Here is a 17894-nt window from a genome sequence, read left to right on the forward strand (position 1 = left end):
TCACGAGTAAATTGCTGAAACTCACGAGTATTTGCTCCAAACTCACGAGTATTTGCTCCAAATTCACGAGTATATTGCTCTAACTCACGAGTATGGCCCTTAAAGTTGAATTTCTTTGGGATTTCTTGAATTATTCCCGCAGACGGCTAAGTTAATCCATAAAAAAGGTGCCCCGCTAATAGCGGGACACCTTTTTTTATATGAATTACGCTTGTGCTTTTAATGTTTCTGCTTTGTCCGTGCGTTCCCATGGAAGATCGACATCTGTACGGCCGAAGTGTCCGTATGCAGCTGTTTGTTTGTAGATTGGGCGACGAAGGTCAAGCATTTTGATTATACCAGCTGGACGAAGGTCGAAGTTTGCGCGAACTAGGTCAACAAGGACTTCTTCGCTAACTGTACCAGTTCCGAACGTATCAATAGAGATCGATACAGGCTCTGCCACACCAATTGCGTATGCCAATTGAACTTCCGCTTTGTCGGCAAGGCCTGCTGCCACGATGTTTTTCGCAACGTAACGTGCAGCGTATGCAGCAGAACGGTCAACTTTAGTTGCATCCTTACCAGAGAATGCACCGCCGCCGTGACGAGCGTATCCGCCGTAAGTATCAACGATGATTTTACGTCCAGTAAGACCAGCATCCCCTTGAGGTCCGCCGATTACGAAACGGCCAGTCGGGTTGATGAAGTACTTAGTATCTGCATCGATCAACTCGGCTGGAACGACAGCTTTGATCACATGTTCTTTTAGATCGGCTTGAATTTGTTCAAGCGTAATTTCTGCATCATGCTGTGTAGAGATGACGATTGTATCTACACGTACAGGACGGTTATTCTCATCATATTCCACGGTTACCTGTGTTTTACCATCAGGGCGTAGGTAAGCAAGAGTTTCATCTTTACGAACTTGAGTCAAGCGGAATGAAAGTTTATGCGCCAATGAAATCGGAAGCGGCATAAGCTCTTCTGTTTCATTACAAGCGAATCCGAACATAAGACCTTGGTCCCCTGCACCGATTGCATCGATTTCTTCATCTGACATGTTTCCTTCACGAGCTTCCAATGCTTTATCGACACCAGCTGCGATATCGGCAGACTGCTCATCAATGGAACTCAAAACGGCACAAGTTTCAGCATCGAAACCGTATTTCGCACGTGTGTAGCCAATTCCTTTAACCGTATCACGAACGATACGCGGGATATCCACGTAAGCGGACGTTGTAATTTCACCAGCAACAAGTACAAGACCTGTAGTTACACTAGTTTCACACGCAACACGTGCATTTGCATCCTTAGCTAGGATAGCATCTAAAATGGAATCTGAAATCTGATCACAAATTTTGTCCGGATGGCCCTCTGTAACAGATTCAGAAGTAAATAGACGTTTCTTTGACATCATATTTCCTCCTTGGAAGTTAGTATGTTGTAGGCATAAGCCTGATTTTTACGGAACTCGTTTCCCTCATTAGTTTCAACTATAGACACAGAATTACTTATAAAAAACACAAAAACCTTCCCTGGCAAATGAGGAAAGGTTTAAAATTCTGTCTTCTATCCTTTCACTCTTATCGTTCAAGGGTTTTTTACCTTGCTCAGGTTAGCACCATCACCACTATTCCTTGAAGACCTTCGCTTTATTTTCGGCGATCGATCTTGGAGTCAAGTTCAATATGGCAGGTTGCTGGGTTTCAAAGGGCCTGTCCCTCCACCAACTCGGGATAAGAGAATCCGTACAATTTAAGATATTATCGTATCTGGCTGGAATTTGTCAATGCTTTTCTAAAAAGAACATTTCCACCCAGAATGGCGTTCATTTGAAAAAACATGTTGATACAACGTCCTAGAGGGGTTTACAACGCAAAATACGAATAGAAATGTTGTAAATTGCCATTAATAATAAAGTATTGAACATCGAAAAGGAACGACATCCTGACTTTCCCATTAGACATATATTGCTTACTAACTTCCTATTTAAATAAATTTTTCTTCATGAAAGTATATGCGATTATCCTGACTCGGTTCCTGCCGGATTAAAATGATTAATGCGGCTAGCTGAAAATAATCACAAATTAAAAGAAATAGTATAGACTAATTAAATGAATGTGTTATACTAATTGTAATCTAAAAACTCAAACAAAGGAAGGTACCTCATATATGAATTCTGTAGATGTTTCTAATGAGTTACACCAATTATTAACAGGAAACAATGTGCAAACTCAACTATCAGTTCCTCAATTGGTCGAAAAAGTACTTAGCAGAAATGAAGGCGTTTTAACATCAACCGGCGCGGTAAAAGCTGAAACTGGCAAATATACCGGTCGTTCACCTAAAGATAAATATATCGTGGAAGAAGCATCAGTTAAAGATAAAATCGATTGGGGTCCCGTGAACCGACCGATTTCCGAAGATGTGTTCAATAAACTATATAATAAAGTAGTTGACTACCTAAAAGCAAAAGAAGAGATTTTTGTTTTTAAAGGTTTCGCTGGTGCAGACGAATCATCACGTCTTCCCATCCGTGTTGTTAATGAATATGCTTGGCATAACCTTTTCGCCCATACTTTGTTCATCCGTCCAAACGAAGAGGAACTGAGAGGTCACGAAGCTGAATTCACGATCCTTTCTGCACCTAACTTCAAAGCGGACCCAGAAGTGGACGGAACTACATCCGAAACGTTCATCATCGTTTCTTTTGAACGCCGTACGATCCTGATCGGCGGAACGGAATATGCAGGAGAAATGAAAAAATCGATCTTCTCGATCATGAACTACTTACTTCCAGAGGCTGGAATCCTTCCAATGCATTGCTCTGCTAACGTAGGACGTGAAGGGGACGTCGCTTTATTCTTCGGACTGTCCGGTACAGGCAAAACAACTTTATCAGCAGACACTAGCCGTAAATTGATTGGCGATGACGAGCACGGCTGGTCTTCTAACGGCGTATTCAACATCGAAGGCGGCTGCTATGCGAAAACGATCAACCTTTCACGTGAAAAAGAACCGCAAATTTTCGATGCAATCCGTTTTGGTGCTGTATTGGAAAATGTTGTTGTCGATCCGGATACGCGTGTAGCGAACTATGATGACAGTTCATTGACTGAAAACACTCGTGCTGCTTACCAAATGCAAGCGATCGATAACATCGTGAACCCAAGTATTGCAGGACATCCAAATACAATCATTTTCTTAACAGCTGATGCTTCAGGCGTTCTGCCTCCAATCAGCAAGCTTTCCAAAGAACAGGCAATGTTCCACTTCCTAAGCGGATACACTAGTAAATTGGCTGGTACTGAAAGAGGCGTAACTTCTCCGGAAGCTACATTCTCCACTTGCTTCGGTTCACCATTCTTACCGCTTCCAGCTACACGCTATGCTGAGATGCTTGGTGATAAAATTGACGAGCACAATGCAAAGGTATATCTTGTCAACACAGGATGGACTGGCGGTGCATACGGAACTGGAAGCCGTATGAAACTTGCTTACACCCGTGCAATGGTACAAGCGGCGCTTGAAGGTGAATTAGCGAACATCGAAACGATCAAAGATGATATCTTCGGTTTGGATATCCCGCTTCATGTTCCTGGTGTTCCTGATGAAGTGCTTCAACCAATCAAGACTTGGGCAGATCCTGCCGCTTATAAAGAAGCAGCAACAGACCTTGCCGCACAATTCCGTGCAAACTTCAAGAAATTCAAAAGCGTTCCAAGTGAAATCGAAGAACTTGGCGGCCCGACAGCTTAATAAATTGTACACAAAAGGACCAAGCTCTTGCTTGGTCCTTTCAGTTTGTCGGCAAGAAATGTCACATCCCGAACCATGATTATGGATTACTTTATTAAGTGCCATGGAAGGGGAAATACCTCATCTACTGTCGAAGAAGTACCAAGTAACCCGAAATACGGCGGCTACGGTCGAAGTAACTACCATTAGCCCGAAATACGGCATCTTCGCTCGAACTTACTGCCATACAGCCCGAAATATGGCGGCTGCGCTCGAATTTACTGCCTTGCACCCGGAATACAAGTCTACTGTCGAATTCACTGCCATACAGCTCGAAATACGCCATCTGTGGTCGAAATTACTCCTTACCCGAATACACGTCTACTGTCGAATTCACTGCCATACAGCTCGAAATATGCCATCTGCTGACGAATTCACTGCCTTGCAAGCCCGAAATACGGCGGCTGCGCTCGAATTCTCACCCCTTGCAGCACGAAACACGGCGGCTGCGCTCGAATACTGCCTTATAACCCGAAATATGACGGCTGCGCTCGAATAATTGGCTAGCCGAGACTCTGCTAGGATGCTTGCGGTGAGGAGGCTTGACGTACAGGAAGCGGATCTGAAACCAACTGGATCGTTTCCACGTTCTGAAAGGACCACTTTCTTGCATGGTCCTTTTTTTCATTGGAAAAAGGGGCACTGTGATAGTCAGTGCCCCCTTAATCGTTATTCCGTTATCGATGTTGTCCAAATTTTTAGATGATCGCTTTATTCCTGTCTTTTTTCATGGACACCGTTTTGTATTGATATATATTACCCAGGTTGGCCACCGGGACATCTGTTTTAGTTGCATCAATGCAATTGCGTGTATCCAGAATCAATTTATTGCTCATGAGATTCGATAGCTTATCATAATCCATCTGTTTAAATTCATCATGGTCAGTCAGGATAAGTATCAAGTCGGCATCATTTACAGCGTCTTCCACTGATACGACTGGCATCTTTCCAGATTTGACATGCGGGTCATGCAAGGCTACATCCATGTTTTCCATTCCCATCAAGATATTGACGACATCAATGGCGGGACTTTCACGAATATCATCTACATTTCCTTTGTATGCTAGACCGAAAACAGCTACTTTTGGCTTCCGGATCCCCTCTAGCATCATCCTTACGGAATTAACGATGTAATAAGGCATCGATACGTTGGTATCACGGGCCAATTTAATGATTCTCGCATACTCCGGTGCCTTTGCAACGACGAAATACGGATCGACCGCTAAACAATGGCCGCCAACTCCTGGTCCTGGTTGGTGTATATTGACACGAGGGTGTTTGTTTGCCATCGATATGACATCCAAAACATTGATGTCCAGCTCGAAACAGATTTTCGTCAGCTCATTCGCAAGGGCGATATTGACATCCCTGAAGGTGTTTTCCATCAGTTTGGACATTTCAGCCGTTTTCGCATCGGTCTGAATGATCTCCCCTTGAACGAAGGTTTTGTAAACAAGACTTCCTTTATATGAGCATGTTTCGGTGATGCCCCCGACGATACGGTTATTATGAACCAACTCTTCAAGAATCCTTCCAGGTAAAACGCGTTCCGGACAATGTACGAGGAAAATGTCTTTTCCGATGGTAAGGCCCGTCCTCTCGATCATCGGTTTAATATGATCATCCATGCTTCTTGGCGCTATCGTCGATTCGATAATGATGACATTCCCTTTTTTGATAAAAGGAAGAATGTTTGAGGTTGCATCCATGACATGTGTTAAATCACAGGATTGGTGCATGTCCTTTTTATTTGGTGTAGGCACCGCGATGATGAAAACATCCGCATGTTCCGGGCTTAACGCAGCTCGGAACTTATTGGAAGCAATCACTTCTTCTAATACCTCATCCAATCCAGGTTCTTCGATATGGAGCCTGCCGCTATTCAAATTGGAAATAATTTCAGGATGGATATCCACGCCGACAACATCGACACCGTATTTCGCAAACATTAAAGAAGTTGGAAGTCCGATATAACCAAGTCCGATTGTACAAAGTTTCATATAAACCACTCCTATCTATTTTTCTGCTGCACTCAAATTTGTTAGGCTGTTTGATAGATTTCGATAAAGATTTCCTTCTCTTGTTTCCAATTGTATTTTTGTCGCGCCTTCAGGCAGTTTTGGCTCATTTCCGCCCTTTTTTCAGGGTGCTTCAATAAGTAATTGACACCTTCTGCAATTGATTTTGGATCATGCGAATCGACACACACACCGATTTTTTCCGTATCGACAACCTTTTGAATTTCAGGAAAGCTGCAGGCAACCACTGGCACACCGCTCATCATGTATTCAAACAATTTATTTGAAGAAGCGGAGTAGTGATTAAAGCAGACATTATTCAATATCTGAAAACCTAAATACGCATTTTTTGTATAATGGAGCAGCTCGTCGACCGGAACCTTCGGCAGGAACTTCACACGATGCTCCAGATTCATGTCGCTTACTTTCTTCATTAATTCATCCTTGATCCTTCCATCCCCGATAAAAACTACCGTTCCGCCCTCGATCATCGGTACAGCATCAACCAATTGCTCTAACCCTCTTCCCATTTGAACGCCGCCTTGGTATAACAATATCGGTTCATTCTCTGGCAAATCGAGCAGCTCATGCAAATTCACGGCCGTACTTTCCTCCGGATTGGTTGGAATCGGATAGTTATGGACCACCTTGGGATACAGACCATATAAGTCTTCGTTATACTTAGCTCTCGTATGGTTTTCAGCAATCATTTCATCGACGAACATTAATAGGAATTTCTCCATCATCCCGTAAATTCGGCTATTATATCCCGTTCTGCTCGTTTGTACTTCATGCGAGTCATAAATCAGCTTTTTCCTTCTCAGCCATTTACTGCTGATCGCTCCCTGCATGAGCGTATTCAAGTCATTTGAATGATAGAAATCATATTTCCTTTTCCGGCCATGATAGATCATTTGACCAAAAATGTAGCTCCTCGTTAATAGTGTCGGCAGCTTCGTTTTAGTGATGAACAGGGTGCCCAGCGCAAGGAGTGCAAATGCACCGAACAGTATTCCCGATCCCACCCAGCCGTTGATCAAGTTCAAATTCCACAGCGTATTCCAGATCAATAAGGCAAATAGAACGATTTCAAACTTCTTTTTCTTCAATTTGCCTACGATCCTGAGAATCTTATTAAGCGCCTCCCAGCGGTTATTCACCCTAGTGACCGAGAAACCATTTTGGTGTTTCTCCTTTTTGGCCAAACCTTCGATTTTCCAGTTATGAATGGCAATTAAATCGACTTCATAACCCGCTTCTGTAAGTGCTGTGCATTCTCTTAGAACCCTCGCATCGTTCGTAAAGTGATTCCACACGAACATACATACTTTCTTCGCCATGTTGTCCTCCACTTCCGGATTTTTCAGCCTGACGCTTCCATCACGTTGATGAGACCTTTAATATTTTTAGACCACTGAAAATGTTGTTTAGCATACCGATGACCGTTTTCTCCCAGTTCTTCACGAAGGGCCGGATCTGAGGCCATTGTCAATATATGCTGACAGATTTCATCAACATTTCTGCTCTCTGCCACCAACCCGCATTTCGCCTCCATGAGCATCTTCTTGGCCCTGCCGTCCACATCACCGACAATTGGTTTTCCGACACACATATAATCGATGATTTTACCGGGCAGGACCTTGTTGAAGACTTCTTTTTCAACCAAGCTCACATAGGCAATATGAGACGTTGAAACTTCATGAAGAGTCACTCTTCGATTCATCGCATTAATCATCTTAATATTAGTCAGCCCTCTAGAGCTTATCTCCTTCTCCACTTCGGATATCCGGTATCCATATCCAATCATCGAGAACTCGATTTGTTTATGTTCCCTTAGCTTTTCAGCGACGGCTATCAGTTTTTTCAAGTCCTGGGCCAGTCCGATATTCCCCGCATAAACGACCTTGATTACCTTTTCCGATATGGGTGTAAGCAAGTTCTTTAACGTCAGCTCATCCGCTGTAAGCGAATTGGGGATGAATTGGATGGCCTCTTCCTTGACTCCCTTTGCAACGATATAATCCCTGAAACCGGGACTATTGATGATAATAAAATCTGAATGCCTATATAGCTTCCTTTCCAGGAAGAAAGCGATTTTCAAAACCCACTTATTATTAAATACGCCTACACCTATCAACGATTCCGGCCATAAATCCCTGACATCGGTAATGAGTTTCGCCTTCATCTTTTTCTTGGCGATCAATGCTGCCAATGTAGGGAAGATCGGCGGGGTCGTGGCAAACACATAATCATATTTTTTTTCGAGACGGATGATTGTATAGATGAAAAGCCACATCGCTTCAAGATAATGAAGCAACCGCTTCCCCATATTGCTTGTATACCTCTTCACTTTGTCCGGCTTAATCCTGATGACATCTTCTTCAATGCTATCTTCATCCCAAAACTTTGTATCTTGATATAAACTTTGATTAGGATAACTCGGCTTCAATGTGATGACCGTTACCTCGAATCCGTTTCTTTTCAAATGGAGATATATATTTTTCATTCTATTTCCCGCACTTCCGATTTCCGGATAAAAGTTTTGCACGATCATCAGGACGCTTTTCATATTCGCCTATCACCTCTATTCTGCTTAGCTTACTTCCTGCTTTATATTGTAAATGCCAGATATTAACTTAAGGTTAAAGAAGTATAAAGTCATTATTAATATTGTAAAAATTCTGTTAATAATTGTTTCGTTTTTATATTTCCCCTGAACTTCCCGTTATAATGGGGGAGACATTCAGAAGGGGAGGAAATGAGCATGCCTAAACAACGTATTAAGGTCATGACCGTATTTGGTACAAGACCAGAGGCTATCAAAATGGCACCAGTCGTTTTGGAACTGAAAAAGCATCCAGAAGAAATAGAAACCATCGTGGTGGTCACCGCCCAGCATAGGGAAATGCTCGACCAAGTCTTGCAATGTTTTCAAATAAATCCAGATCACGATTTGGATATGATGAAGGATAGACAAACATTAGAAGAGATTACAACTCGAGGGCTTGAAAAATTGAGTTCGCTCATGAAAGATATAAAACCGGATATCGTCCTCGTACATGGGGATACAACGACAACTTTCATCGCCAGCCTGGCAGCTTTCTATAATAAGATACAGATTGGTCACGTTGAAGCTGGTCTGCGGACTGGTAATAAGTATTCTCCATATCCTGAAGAGATGAATAGGCAGCTGACAGGCGTCATGGCTGATTTGCACTTTGCCCCTACAAATCAGGCGGCAGAGAATCTAATTTTGGAAAATAAAAAGAGTGATTGTATCCATATTACTGGCAATACGGCTATCGATGCTTTGAAAACAACAGTACGTAAAGACTATGAACATCCGATTCTATCTGGTTTGAATGGAGATCGCATGTTATTGATGACAGCGCACAGACGGGAAAATATCGGAAAACCAATGGAAGAGATATTCCGTTCCGTCAAACGGCTGCTTGAAGATTACACGGATATCCAAGTTGTTTTCCCGCTTCATAAAAACCCGGTTGTCCGTGAAATTGCTTACCGGATTTTCGGTGAAACGGAAAGGCTTCACTTAATAGAGCCGCTTGAGGTGCTTGATTTCCATAACTTTGCGGCGCACGCCCATCTCATATTGACAGATTCCGGAGGGGTGCAAGAAGAAGCTCCCTCACTTGGAGTTCCTGTCCTTGTGTTACGCGATACAACAGAACGTCCGGAAGGAATCGAGGCCGGTACCCTTTTATTGGCAGGAATCGAGGAAGAACGAATTTATCAATTAGCCTCAGAATTACTTACAAATGAAGAAACCTATAAAAAAATGGCGACAGCTTCCAACCCATATGGAGATGGATTCGCTTCAAAGCGGATTGTCGATATCCTATTAACGCATTGCGAAGTGAAATCACCCCTTCCATTATAAAAAATAAAATAGAGAGAAAAGCCTGTCACGTAAGCGGCAGGCTTTTTCTATTCAGCCAGATTATGAAACGGCTGCTTTCATTTTCATTTAGCGAAGGATTAAAGCAAAGTCCAATTTAGCTTTGTAAATGTAAAATACATATGTGATAGTTTGGGGAGATTTAAAGTTTCATTGAAGTCAATCGTATTACCTTGGAGGTGTTCGGGAAAGATCCCAATTGTGTTAAATGTGGTAAAGAAATTAAGGGGGACGAAGTCGTTCTTGTGAAAATGCGTTATCCGAAGCGTAAAGGGATGACTGAAAATAAAAGCATATTTAAAAAATGAAGGAAGTTTCATCTGCGAAGCTTGTTTTGATAAGAAAATTTAATTCTGTCGAATGGATAGTCAACACGAAACAGGAGGATTAGTATGAAAAATCAAGTTACCCTCTATTTAATTTTTGATGGACAGCTATAGACCCATTGGCCTTTTATACAGAAGTATTTCATGGTCAACTGCAAATCTACGGGGAAGCTGATTTCCCAACACCTGAAGAAGCGAATGACCTTGTTTAAAAATGGCCGAAAATACGCCTTGTCTCCCCGGCCATTTTTAATAGGCATTCATTCGCTGAACACTCCATCAAAAAATATGAAAATAATTAAGGATATTTTTCCCAATCAATAAAATCGTGACGCAAATGAATAATATACGGACATAGGAAGCACCTTTCTTAATGGCGAAGTTCGTTCCTGCCAATGCTCCCGCGACCATTGCAAGACCCATCGGGATTCCATAGGCAAAATTGACGGTCCCCATAGATAAAAAAATGATAAGTGCGGCAATATTGCTTCCAAAATTCAATATTCTTGCATTCCCGGCAGCCTGGACAAAATCAAACCCAATGATCAGAAATGAAAATAATAAAAAGGAACCTGTGCCTGGTCCAAGAAAACCATCATAAAAACCAATCGCAAATATTATGACTATCAAGAGAATCATTTTCTTCCTTGTCAGCCCTTTATACTTTGCATCTTTACCCCAATCCTTTTTTACCAACGTATAAAACGCGACAATGACCAGCAAGATCAAAATGAGGGGCTTCAATATCTCTGCTGAAACGAAATGTACAACGTATGCTCCTAACGCCGCTCCAATCACGGTGATCGGAAACAGCTTGATGACGAATTTGAAATCCACTTTTCCAGCCCGAATGAATGAAATCGTACTCGTTAAAGACCCCATGGTACCCGCCAGCTTGTTAGTGGCAAGTGCCGCTGAAGGCGATATCCCCGTGAACAATAAAGCAGGAATGGAAATTAACCCTCCCCCGCCCACTACGGAATCGATGAATGCGGCAATAAAACCCGCAAGTACTAAAAATAGCAAAGTATAGAGATTGATATCCTCCATGTATTCCCCTTCTTTCAAAATCTAATGCCATTACTCATTTTTCACCCAGGTAATCGAATAACCTTTCTTCTGAAATGACCGTGAACCCATGCCTCCTAAGCAAAGCCGCGGTCACTCCATTCCCGACCTTCTTCTTCCCCTTGAATTCCCCATTATAAATCGTGGCACTCCCGCAGGATGGACTGTTTTCTTTTAAAACGACTAACGTCGCCCCTACCTCCCGGGCTTTCAATAACGTAAGATTCGCTCCCTTTATGTACAGTTCCGTTACATCCCTGCCCGACTTTTCGATGATCTTCGCTTTTCCATCAAGGACATCCCCACCTTCACCGCCAACTATCTCAGCAGGTTCCCTCGGGGTCGAAAAACCGCCAAGCAACTCAGGACAAACAGCTATAGCCTTTTTCTCCCTCATCAATGCCATAATTCCATCATCCAAGCTGTGAGTACCATTGTATCTTACCTCAAGGCCCGCTAAACAAGAACTCACCAAAATCATCAAACCACCCCGCCTCATGCACTTTACACCATTTTACCACTCTTTTCGTGTCAATCATTTCGAAGATTGAATATCCACCAGGGATTCTACGCTGATAGAATCCCGTTTTGCTTGGGTCGAATTTTTTCCCCACAGGCCGAATTATCCGCGCATCTGTCGAATTCTGCAAAAACAAAAAAAGCGCTTGCAGCGAAGGCGATTCCCGGCAAGCGCTTGTCTATTTAGTTAGTTGAATTCAGTGATAGCAGTTGGTACGTAATGATGGTCTTTTCACTGGTCCATTCAATTTTTTGGATAACGGCTGTTCCGCTTGAATCAGATTGGATCGTTTTGCGGACATCGATTGGAATATCGATAGGGTATAACCTGTAACCAGCTTTCGCCAGCCGAAAAGTGTTTTCTTCTTCACGGGTTTCGTTCCCTTTTGTAACGATCATGGTATTTAGCTCCATAGGCATGCCCATGTGTATCTCCTCCTCTTGCCAATATACTTAGTATATCCTTCATTCTATCATTATTCGGTTTTACTTTTCATCCAAGATGTTAAATCTTCGACTACTTTTCTGTTCACGGCAGGCGGGAAGTAATGCGTGAATTGAGGGAAATACCAACTTTCGACCTCTTTGTCATGCATTTTCAACCTTTTTTCCAGCCGGTATGCGTGTTCTATGGCGACATTGTCATCTTTTTCACCGTGTATGATCAGGACGGGTACATTCAAATCTTCAATCGCAAACAATGGAGTACGGTATTCATATTGATCCGGGCATTTTTTAGGTGTTCCGCCGATGACACGCTTCATCATCCGACGCATATCGACCCGTTCGACATATGTTAAAAACATATCCGACACACCTCCCCATGTGACGATCGACGCTGCGTTCCTGCAATATATCCCAGTCCAAAGGGCCATGATGCCGCCACGGGAAAACCCGAGGATATGAATGTGATCCTTGTTCACTCGGGGATGCCGTTCAAGAAGATTGAATCCTGATATCGCATCGAATCGATCTTCGCCTCCAAAATCCTCATCTCCCTCCCCGCCTTGATTTCCACGGTAAAAAGGAGCAAAAACGATGAAACCTTCTACAGCATACTGCACGATCCTTGCAGGCCTCACCTTCCCGACATTTTTAATCCCGCCGCGTAAATATAAGAAGGCGTCATGTATTTCGCCATCAACCGGTTCAGCCAGCAAACCCTTTACCTTCAGGCCTTGTGATATGTACGTAACTGAATAAAGATGGATTCGTGGATGCGGTGATGGAAACCGCTGTTTTGAAATAATCGTTCCGTTCTCCAAGTTCCACTCTCCTTTCTCTTTATTCTTATTGTAAAACATCCGCTTGTTTTTATCCCCTGAGAGGCATTCACATTTTTTTCATCCGTTCATACGATAATGTAGGCAAAATACCCATATATCAAGGAGGAAGGAATTTTGAAAAAATGGTGTAAAGCAGGTGTCGTATTTTTACTTCTGTGCGTGCTGGTGATCCCGCTTGGCGCATGCGGCAACAAAGAACAGGAAACAACGAAGGTCAGGGTTGCCGAAGTAACCCGCTCCCTTTTCTATACACCGCAATATGTGGCGATCGAAAAAGGTTTTTTTAAAGATGAGGGCCTCAGCATTGATTTGAAAACGACTGCAGGCGGCGACAAGACGATGACCACGCTTCTTTCCGATGGCGCGGATATTGCTCTCGTTGGCTCCGAAACATCGATTTACGTTCAGGCACAAGGCTCGAATGACCCCGTCATCAACTTCGCTCAATTAACACAGACGGATGGAACGTTCCTTGTTTCACGTGAAAAAATTGACAACTTCAATTGGGATATGCTGAAAAACTCTACATTCCTTGGCCAGCGCAAGGGCGGGATGCCGCAGATGGCCGGCGAGTTCGTATTGAAAAAACATAACATAGACCCGAAAAAAGATTTGAACCTCATCCAGAACATTGATTTTGCGAATGTCGCAACTGCCTTCGCTTCCGGAACCGGCGATTTCGTTCAACTGTTCGAACCAACGGCCAGTGTGTTTGAAAAAGAAGGAAAAGGCTTTATCGTCGCTTCTTTCGGCACCGAGTCCGGTCATCTTCCATATACAGTTTATATGGCCAAAGAAAGCTATTTGAAAGAAGACAAAGAGACTGTCGAAAAATTCACGAGGGCCTTGAAGAAAGCACAAGATTGGGTTCAGGAAAACGATGCTGCCGAAATTGCCGAAGTCATTCAGCCGTATTTTGAAGATACAAATCTCGAGACGATGGAAACTGTTATCAACCGCTACAAAGAACAAGGAACCTTTGCCACCGACCCCATTCTTGACGAAGAAGAATGGAACAATCTGCAAAACATCATGGATGAAGCAGGCGAGCTTCCAACACGTATTAGCCATGAAGAGCTGGTCAATACCGACTTTGCTGAAGAAGTCACAAAATAACATAGCAAAAGGTAAGGAGGATGTCCGATGAGCTTTTTAAAAATCCAAGACATTCACCATACTTATTTTTCAAATCAGACGGCAGCGACCGCACTTGCGGACATTTCCCTCGACATTGAAAAAGGTGAATTCGTCTCTTTTCTAGGTCCGAGCGGCTGCGGAAAAACCACCCTGCTTTCCATCATCGCCGGGCTCTTTCCGCCCACTTCAGGAAAGATCCTGCTCGAAAACAAACCGCTGAAAGCCAACAGCGACCTTTCAATCGGCTATATGCTGCAGCAGGATTATCTATTTCCATGGAAGACGATAGAAGAAAATATATTATTAGGATTGAAACTGATAAAAAAAGATGAAGGACTCGAGAAAATAAAAACGCTTAAACTTTTAAGTGACGTTGGATTGGGAGACACCGGAAAATTATATCCGCGCGAACTATCGGGAGGAATGAGGCAAAGGGCTGCACTGGCACGGACACTTGCAGTGGATCCAAAAATCCTTTTGCTTGATGAACCGTTTTCAGCTCTTGATTACCAAACCAAGTTGAAGCTGGAAGACCTTGTTTTTGAAACCCTGAAATCCTTCGGAAAGACAGCCGTCCTCGTCACCCATGATATCGGTGAAGCCATTGCAATGAGTGACCGCATCTTTCTGTTTTCCGCGAACCCGGGAAGCGTGCACAAAACCTTCAAGGTGCCCGATGAATTGCGTGAACTCACGCCTTTCCATGCACGCAACCATCCGCAGTATCCGATGCTGTTCCAAACGATCTGGAAGGAGCTTGAGAGCCTTGAATATTGAACAGCTTCATAACCAATATAAAACCTCATTAAAAAAAGAAAACAGGCTCATTCGCTTTTATCAGATCCTGATTTTCATCGTTTTTTTCAGCAGTTGGGAATTTTTATCCAGGAAGGAACTGATCGATCCGCTCATCTTCAGCTCCCCGACTAAAGTGTGGCATCTTTTCATACAGAAATTGGGTGATGGAACCCTGCTATCCCATTCCGGAGTGACGCTATTCGAGACCGTTCTCGGCTTTATCATAGGGACACTGCTTGGAACGATCCTGGCATCCCTGCTTTGGTGGTCGCCAAGATTATCCAAAACACTTGACCCTTATCTCGTCATTTTAAATGCGATGCCGAAAGTGGCACTCGGCCCCATCATCATCGTAGCATTCGGCCCTGGATTTCCATCCATCATCTCGATGGGGGCGATCATCTCCATCATCATCACCACCATCGTCGTCTACACCGCATTTCGCGAAGTGGACCCGAACTACCTGAAAGTACTCCAAACTTTTGGCGCCACAAGAACACAAGCTTTTCGGGAAGCCATATTACCCGCATCCTTCCCAACGATCATCTCGACATTGAAAGTGAATGTCGGCCTCTCCTGGGTCGGCGTCATCGTAGGGGAATTCCTTGTTTCGGCCAAAGGACTCGGCTACCTAATCATTTATGGCTTTCAAGTCTTCAACTTCACCCTCGTAATGCTTGCCTTGATGATCATTGCCGTCTTTGCCACAATCATGTATCAACTAGTCGAACTGCTCGAGCGAAAATTAATCAAAGACTGACCAAACTGCCGATAACCCTCGGCAGTTTTTCACTCATGCTGAGTTAAAACATGAATTTAGTTACGTTCCTGCAGGTTTACTCGTGAGTTTACTCGTAAATTTTGACGATTTACCCGTGAATCGGACCTTTACTCGTGAGTTTCATCGATTTACTCGTGAATTCCGCCGGTTTACTCGTGAGTTCCGGACATTTACTCGTGAGTTCCGGCGGTTTACTCGTGAGTTTCGGACATTTACTCGTGAGTTTCGGACATTTACTCGTGAGTTTCATCCATTTACTCGTGAGTTCCACCGGTTTACTCGTGAGTTCCTGCCATTCACTCGTTTCTTTGCAAAATGCCATCATCCAGTCTCGATATGCTCAGCGGTACAATCTCATCTTTCATGATGAAGCTAAACTCCTCACCGAGTACATCCGGCAATGATTCCATAAAGATCGGGCCTTCCGTTTCCAGGTAATTTTGTTTCTTCTCTATTTCACGCAATTCGGCATAGTATATTGATTTAACGAATGGCTTCACTGGATCATGCACTATATATTGTCCCAAAAATTGCAGCTGGCCCACCAAGCCTCCTGTTTCTTCATACACTTCCCGTATGGCCGTTTCTTCAATGGATTCCCCTGCTTCCCGTTTACCGCCAGGGAACTCGAATCCCCTTTCTCTGTGTTTGGTCAATACCCACCTGCCCTTATATCGGCTTAGCACAAAAACATGCCAAGGCTCTCCAAAGACAGGATTCTCGGAGAATTCGACCTTATATCCGTTCTTATCAAGAAATCGTTTCATTTTTCCCCTTCTCTCCGTATAAGAAATGGTGCCATGCCCCTTGTTTCATTATATGGGTAAAAAAAATCACTATCCAGCGGGAATCTGCATTACATCAAAAAAACGATGGACCCTCAATATTCGAGGCCATCGTCTGTTGGTTTTGCCTGTAGTATCCCCATGCTTTCTATATGCCGTCTTCCTTCTTCAGTACCCAGGGCGTAAATCATTTCGTAAATTTTTTGAAGGGTGATATCCTGCTTATCATTTTCACGGTCAAAATGATATTGAAGGTATGGGACATGTGCCCGGTAAAAATTTTCTTCCCCTATTGAATAATTGTAATCAAATAATTCACGTAATTTGATGATTTCATTATCTGTCGCCTCGATTTCGAAGTTCCATGGAGAACTTTCCCTATCTTGTGTTATCTGTCCATTCGGAAGCCAAATGTAATATTTTTTCCTGTCTTCAGACACATTCATCCACCCTTTCCATATATCCTACGCTTATTTTTCACGTATTTCCCCACTTCATACAATGGAAAATTTTGTTTACAGAAGGACAAAGATGTTAAATAATAGATTAAAGTATCTTTCAAAGGGTAAAACATATAATAAGCCCAAGCATCCCTTAAGATTTTTATATGCACCCAGAGGTTTTTTTGATAACCTACATATAAAGAGATAACGGATTTCTAATAAATGTGAGGTGAAAGTTTTGAAGTTAATTGAAGAATTATACAATATGTACCGTGATAAGATGACTGGTGATGAAGAGGATATTGATATGCTTACGTTTGCGGTTCTGGAACAGCTTGACCGCAAGGAAATTTTCGAATTGCTTCAAGAGATGGATGATCAGGAACTAACCAATTTAATGGGCCTTTACATTATTGAAACGTTAAAAGGGAAGTTTGCTCAAAATAGTATGAGCGACACGAAACCTACACATTTTCCGCCTAGGAACATTCATTAAATACATACCATGTCAGGTGTCCCTCTTTTGATGGATGCCTTTTTTATAGGTTTAACCATAAAAAAACCCTGCCGAAGCAGGGCTTTTCCTAAATCTTAATGTCCTAAATACGCACGCAGCATCCAAGCATGTTTGTTTAAGCTTTTCTTCATGCCTGTCAGCATATCGGCCGTAACCGGATCTTCTTGTTCGGCAACTTCGATGATTTCCAGGAACTCTTCGGAAAGCTTTTCAAAATCACTGATGACGCTTTGGACCATATCTTCTGTATTTTCATTACCTGTCGCTTCTTCGATCGTCGTTAATTCCATGTACTCTTTAAGGGTAGCAACCGGCTTTTCACCAATGGCCAATAGTCTTTCAGCCAATTCGTCATAGTTGGATGTCACTTCTTTATATAACTCTTCCAATTTTTGGTGCAGTTCAAAGAAGTGCGGTCCATTCACGAACCAATGGTAATTATGAATTTTCGTATAAAGAACACTGAAGTTTGCAATTTCCTTATTCACTAAAGTTCCTAATTTTTTCTGAGCCATAA

The 17894-nt window shown here is 42.9% G+C and carries 18 protein-coding genes, 1 pseudogene and 1 riboswitch; of the genes and pseudogenes, 8 read left to right on the forward strand and 11 right to left on the reverse strand.

Annotation, left to right across the window (positions count from 1 at the left end; genetic code table 11):
* Nucleotides 1-205 precede the first annotated feature (205 nt).
* Entirely contained in the window at nt 206-1399 is a 1194-nt protein-coding gene (gene metK / locus MHB45_RS21395) for a methionine adenosyltransferase (protein ID WP_048686467.1), read from the reverse strand.
* 163 nt (nt 1400-1562) lie between these two features.
* Nucleotides 1563-1725: riboswitch (SAM riboswitch) on the reverse strand.
* Between the two features lie 429 nt (nt 1726-2154).
* On the opposite strand from metK, the gene pckA reads away from it, so the two are divergent.
* Entirely contained in the window at nt 2155-3741 is a 1587-nt protein-coding gene (gene pckA / locus MHB45_RS21400) for a phosphoenolpyruvate carboxykinase (ATP) (protein ID WP_048686469.1), read from the forward strand.
* A gap of 737 nt (nt 3742-4478) precedes the next feature.
* Here pckA and MHB45_RS21405 read toward each other — a convergent pair.
* From MHB45_RS21405 to MHB45_RS21415, 3 genes are read right to left on the reverse strand one after another with little or no spacing between them, the layout of a single operon-like run.
* Nucleotides 4479-5780, reverse strand: coding sequence for a nucleotide sugar dehydrogenase (locus MHB45_RS21405; RefSeq protein WP_048686473.1), 1302 nt, complete (start codon nt 5778-5780; stop codon nt 4479-4481).
* Nucleotides 5781-5821: 41 nt separating this feature from the next.
* The gene (locus MHB45_RS21410; RefSeq protein WP_063595929.1) at nt 5822-7138 is read right to left on the reverse strand and encodes a glycosyltransferase; all 1317 of its coding nucleotides are present in this window, start codon (nt 7136-7138) and stop codon (nt 5822-5824) included.
* Between the two features lie 23 nt (nt 7139-7161).
* Entirely contained in the window at nt 7162-8367 is a 1206-nt protein-coding gene (locus MHB45_RS21415; protein ID WP_065421186.1) for a glycosyltransferase family 4 protein, read from the reverse strand.
* Between the two features lie 195 nt (nt 8368-8562).
* Here MHB45_RS21415 and wecB point away from each other — a divergent pair, with 195 nt between their 5' ends.
* Nucleotides 8563-9699 carry a non-hydrolyzing UDP-N-acetylglucosamine 2-epimerase gene (wecB, locus tag MHB45_RS21420; protein WP_253349999.1) on the forward strand — a complete coding sequence of 379 codons (1137 nt, stop codon included), beginning with the start codon at nt 8563-8565 and terminating at the stop codon, nt 9697-9699.
* A gap of 197 nt (nt 9700-9896) precedes the next feature.
* Nucleotides 9897-10068, forward strand: a pseudogene (locus tag MHB45_RS21425) (Fe3+ hydroxamate ABC transporter substrate-binding protein).
* 254 nt (nt 10069-10322) lie between these two features.
* Here the strand turns inward: MHB45_RS21425 and MHB45_RS21430 are convergent.
* From MHB45_RS21430 to MHB45_RS21445, 4 genes are all read right to left on the reverse strand, one after another.
* Nucleotides 10323-11093, reverse strand: a complete 771-nt coding sequence (locus MHB45_RS21430; protein ID WP_161922124.1) for a TSUP family transporter — start codon at nt 11091-11093, stop codon at nt 10323-10325.
* A 34-nt stretch (nt 11094-11127) separates the two neighbouring features.
* Nucleotides 11128-11592 (reverse strand): DUF523 domain-containing protein, encoded by a 465-nt coding sequence (locus MHB45_RS21435; protein WP_048686482.1) that lies wholly within the window; start codon nt 11590-11592, stop codon nt 11128-11130.
* 221 nt (nt 11593-11813) lie between these two features.
* Nucleotides 11814-12056 (reverse strand): DUF2584 domain-containing protein, encoded by a 243-nt coding sequence (locus MHB45_RS21440; RefSeq protein ID WP_048686484.1) that lies wholly within the window; start codon nt 12054-12056, stop codon nt 11814-11816.
* A gap of 50 nt (nt 12057-12106) precedes the next feature.
* Nucleotides 12107-12895, reverse strand: coding sequence for an alpha/beta hydrolase family protein (locus MHB45_RS21445; protein WP_253350003.1), 789 nt, complete (start codon nt 12893-12895; stop codon nt 12107-12109).
* Nucleotides 12896-13030: 135 nt separating this feature from the next.
* Between MHB45_RS21445 and MHB45_RS21450 the strand changes: the two genes are divergently transcribed.
* The 4 genes from MHB45_RS21450 (at nt 13031) to MHB45_RS21465 (ending at nt 15999) form a co-directional block, all read left to right on the forward strand.
* Entirely contained in the window at nt 13031-14032 is a 1002-nt protein-coding gene (locus MHB45_RS21450; protein ID WP_161922122.1) for an ABC transporter substrate-binding protein, read from the forward strand.
* Nucleotides 14033-14059: 27 nt separating this feature from the next.
* Complete coding sequence (locus MHB45_RS21455; protein ID WP_048686490.1) at nt 14060-14830, forward strand: ABC transporter ATP-binding protein; 771 nt, start codon at nt 14060-14062, stop codon at nt 14828-14830.
* Nucleotides 14820-15611: an ABC transporter permease gene (locus tag MHB45_RS21460; RefSeq protein WP_222620005.1), complete on the forward strand. Its 792-nt coding sequence runs from the start codon at nt 14820-14822 to the stop codon at nt 15609-15611. Before MHB45_RS21455 ends, MHB45_RS21460 begins: the two co-directional genes overlap by 11 nt.
* An 82-nt stretch (nt 15612-15693) precedes the next feature.
* Nucleotides 15694-15999: a hypothetical protein gene (locus MHB45_RS21465; protein WP_202187030.1), complete on the forward strand. Its 306-nt coding sequence runs from the start codon at nt 15694-15696 to the stop codon at nt 15997-15999.
* Here the strand turns inward: MHB45_RS21465 and ytkD are convergent.
* Both ytkD and MHB45_RS21475 read right to left on the reverse strand, forming a co-directional pair.
* Complete coding sequence (ytkD, locus tag MHB45_RS21470; RefSeq protein ID WP_048686496.1) at nt 15929-16399, reverse strand: RNA deprotection pyrophosphohydrolase; 471 nt, start codon at nt 16397-16399, stop codon at nt 15929-15931. The genes MHB45_RS21465 and ytkD overlap by 71 nt on opposite strands.
* A gap of 113 nt (nt 16400-16512) precedes the next feature.
* Nucleotides 16513-16863, reverse strand: a complete 351-nt coding sequence (locus MHB45_RS21475) for a hypothetical protein (RefSeq protein ID WP_048686500.1) — start codon at nt 16861-16863, stop codon at nt 16513-16515.
* A gap of 226 nt (nt 16864-17089) precedes the next feature.
* Between MHB45_RS21475 and MHB45_RS21480 the strand changes: the two genes are divergently transcribed.
* Nucleotides 17090-17356 carry a DUF6154 family protein gene (locus MHB45_RS21480; RefSeq protein WP_370020242.1) on the forward strand — a complete coding sequence of 89 codons (267 nt, stop codon included), beginning with the start codon at nt 17090-17092 and terminating at the stop codon, nt 17354-17356.
* Between the two features lie 95 nt (nt 17357-17451).
* Here MHB45_RS21480 and MHB45_RS21485 read toward each other — a convergent pair whose 3' ends face one another.
* On the reverse strand, nt 17452-17892 hold the full coding sequence (locus MHB45_RS21485; RefSeq protein WP_048686502.1) for a Dps family protein: 441 nt from the start codon (nt 17890-17892) through the stop codon (nt 17452-17454).
* Nucleotides 17893-17894: the final 2 nt, after the last annotated feature.

It is taken from the genome of Peribacillus sp. FSL K6-5616, from assembly GCF_038008245.1.
GTDB classification, from domain to species: Bacteria; Bacillota; Bacilli; order Bacillales; family DSM-1321; genus Peribacillus; species Peribacillus frigoritolerans.

Bases quoted from the DNA above. Each gene is read 5' to 3' on its own strand.
- metK (WP_048686467.1), bottom strand. From the start codon at position 1,399: ATGATGTCAAAGAAACGTCTATTTACTTCTGAATCTGTTACAGAGGGC.
- pckA (WP_048686469.1), top strand. From the start codon at position 2,155: ATGAATTCTGTAGATGTTTCTAATGAGTTACACCAATTATTAACAGGA.
- MHB45_RS21405 (WP_048686473.1), bottom strand. From the start codon at position 5,780: ATGAAACTTTGTACAATCGGACTTGGTTATATCGGACTTCCAACTTCT.
- MHB45_RS21410 (WP_063595929.1), bottom strand. From the start codon at position 7,138: ATGGCGAAGAAAGTATGTATGTTCGTGTGGAATCACTTTACGAACGAT.
- MHB45_RS21415 (WP_065421186.1), bottom strand. From the start codon at position 8,367: ATGAAAAGCGTCCTGATGATCGTGCAAAACTTTTATCCGGAAATCGGA.
- wecB (WP_253349999.1), top strand. From the start codon at position 8,563: ATGCCTAAACAACGTATTAAGGTCATGACCGTATTTGGTACAAGACCA.
- MHB45_RS21430 (WP_161922124.1), bottom strand. From the start codon at position 11,093: ATGGAGGATATCAATCTCTATACTTTGCTATTTTTAGTACTTGCGGGT.
- MHB45_RS21435 (WP_048686482.1), bottom strand. From the start codon at position 11,592: ATGATTTTGGTGAGTTCTTGTTTAGCGGGCCTTGAGGTAAGATACAAT.
- MHB45_RS21440 (WP_048686484.1), bottom strand. From the start codon at position 12,056: ATGGGCATGCCTATGGAGCTAAATACCATGATCGTTACAAAAGGGAAC.
- MHB45_RS21455 (WP_048686490.1), top strand. From the start codon at position 14,060: ATGAGCTTTTTAAAAATCCAAGACATTCACCATACTTATTTTTCAAAT.
- ytkD (WP_048686496.1), bottom strand. From the start codon at position 16,399: ATGAAACGATTTCTTGATAAGAACGGATATAAGGTCGAATTCTCCGAG.
- MHB45_RS21475 (WP_048686500.1), bottom strand. From the start codon at position 16,863: ATGAATGTGTCTGAAGACAGGAAAAAATATTACATTTGGCTTCCGAAT.
- MHB45_RS21485 (WP_048686502.1), bottom strand. From the start codon at position 17,892: ATGGCTCAGAAAAAATTAGGAACTTTAGTGAATAAGGAAATTGCAAAC.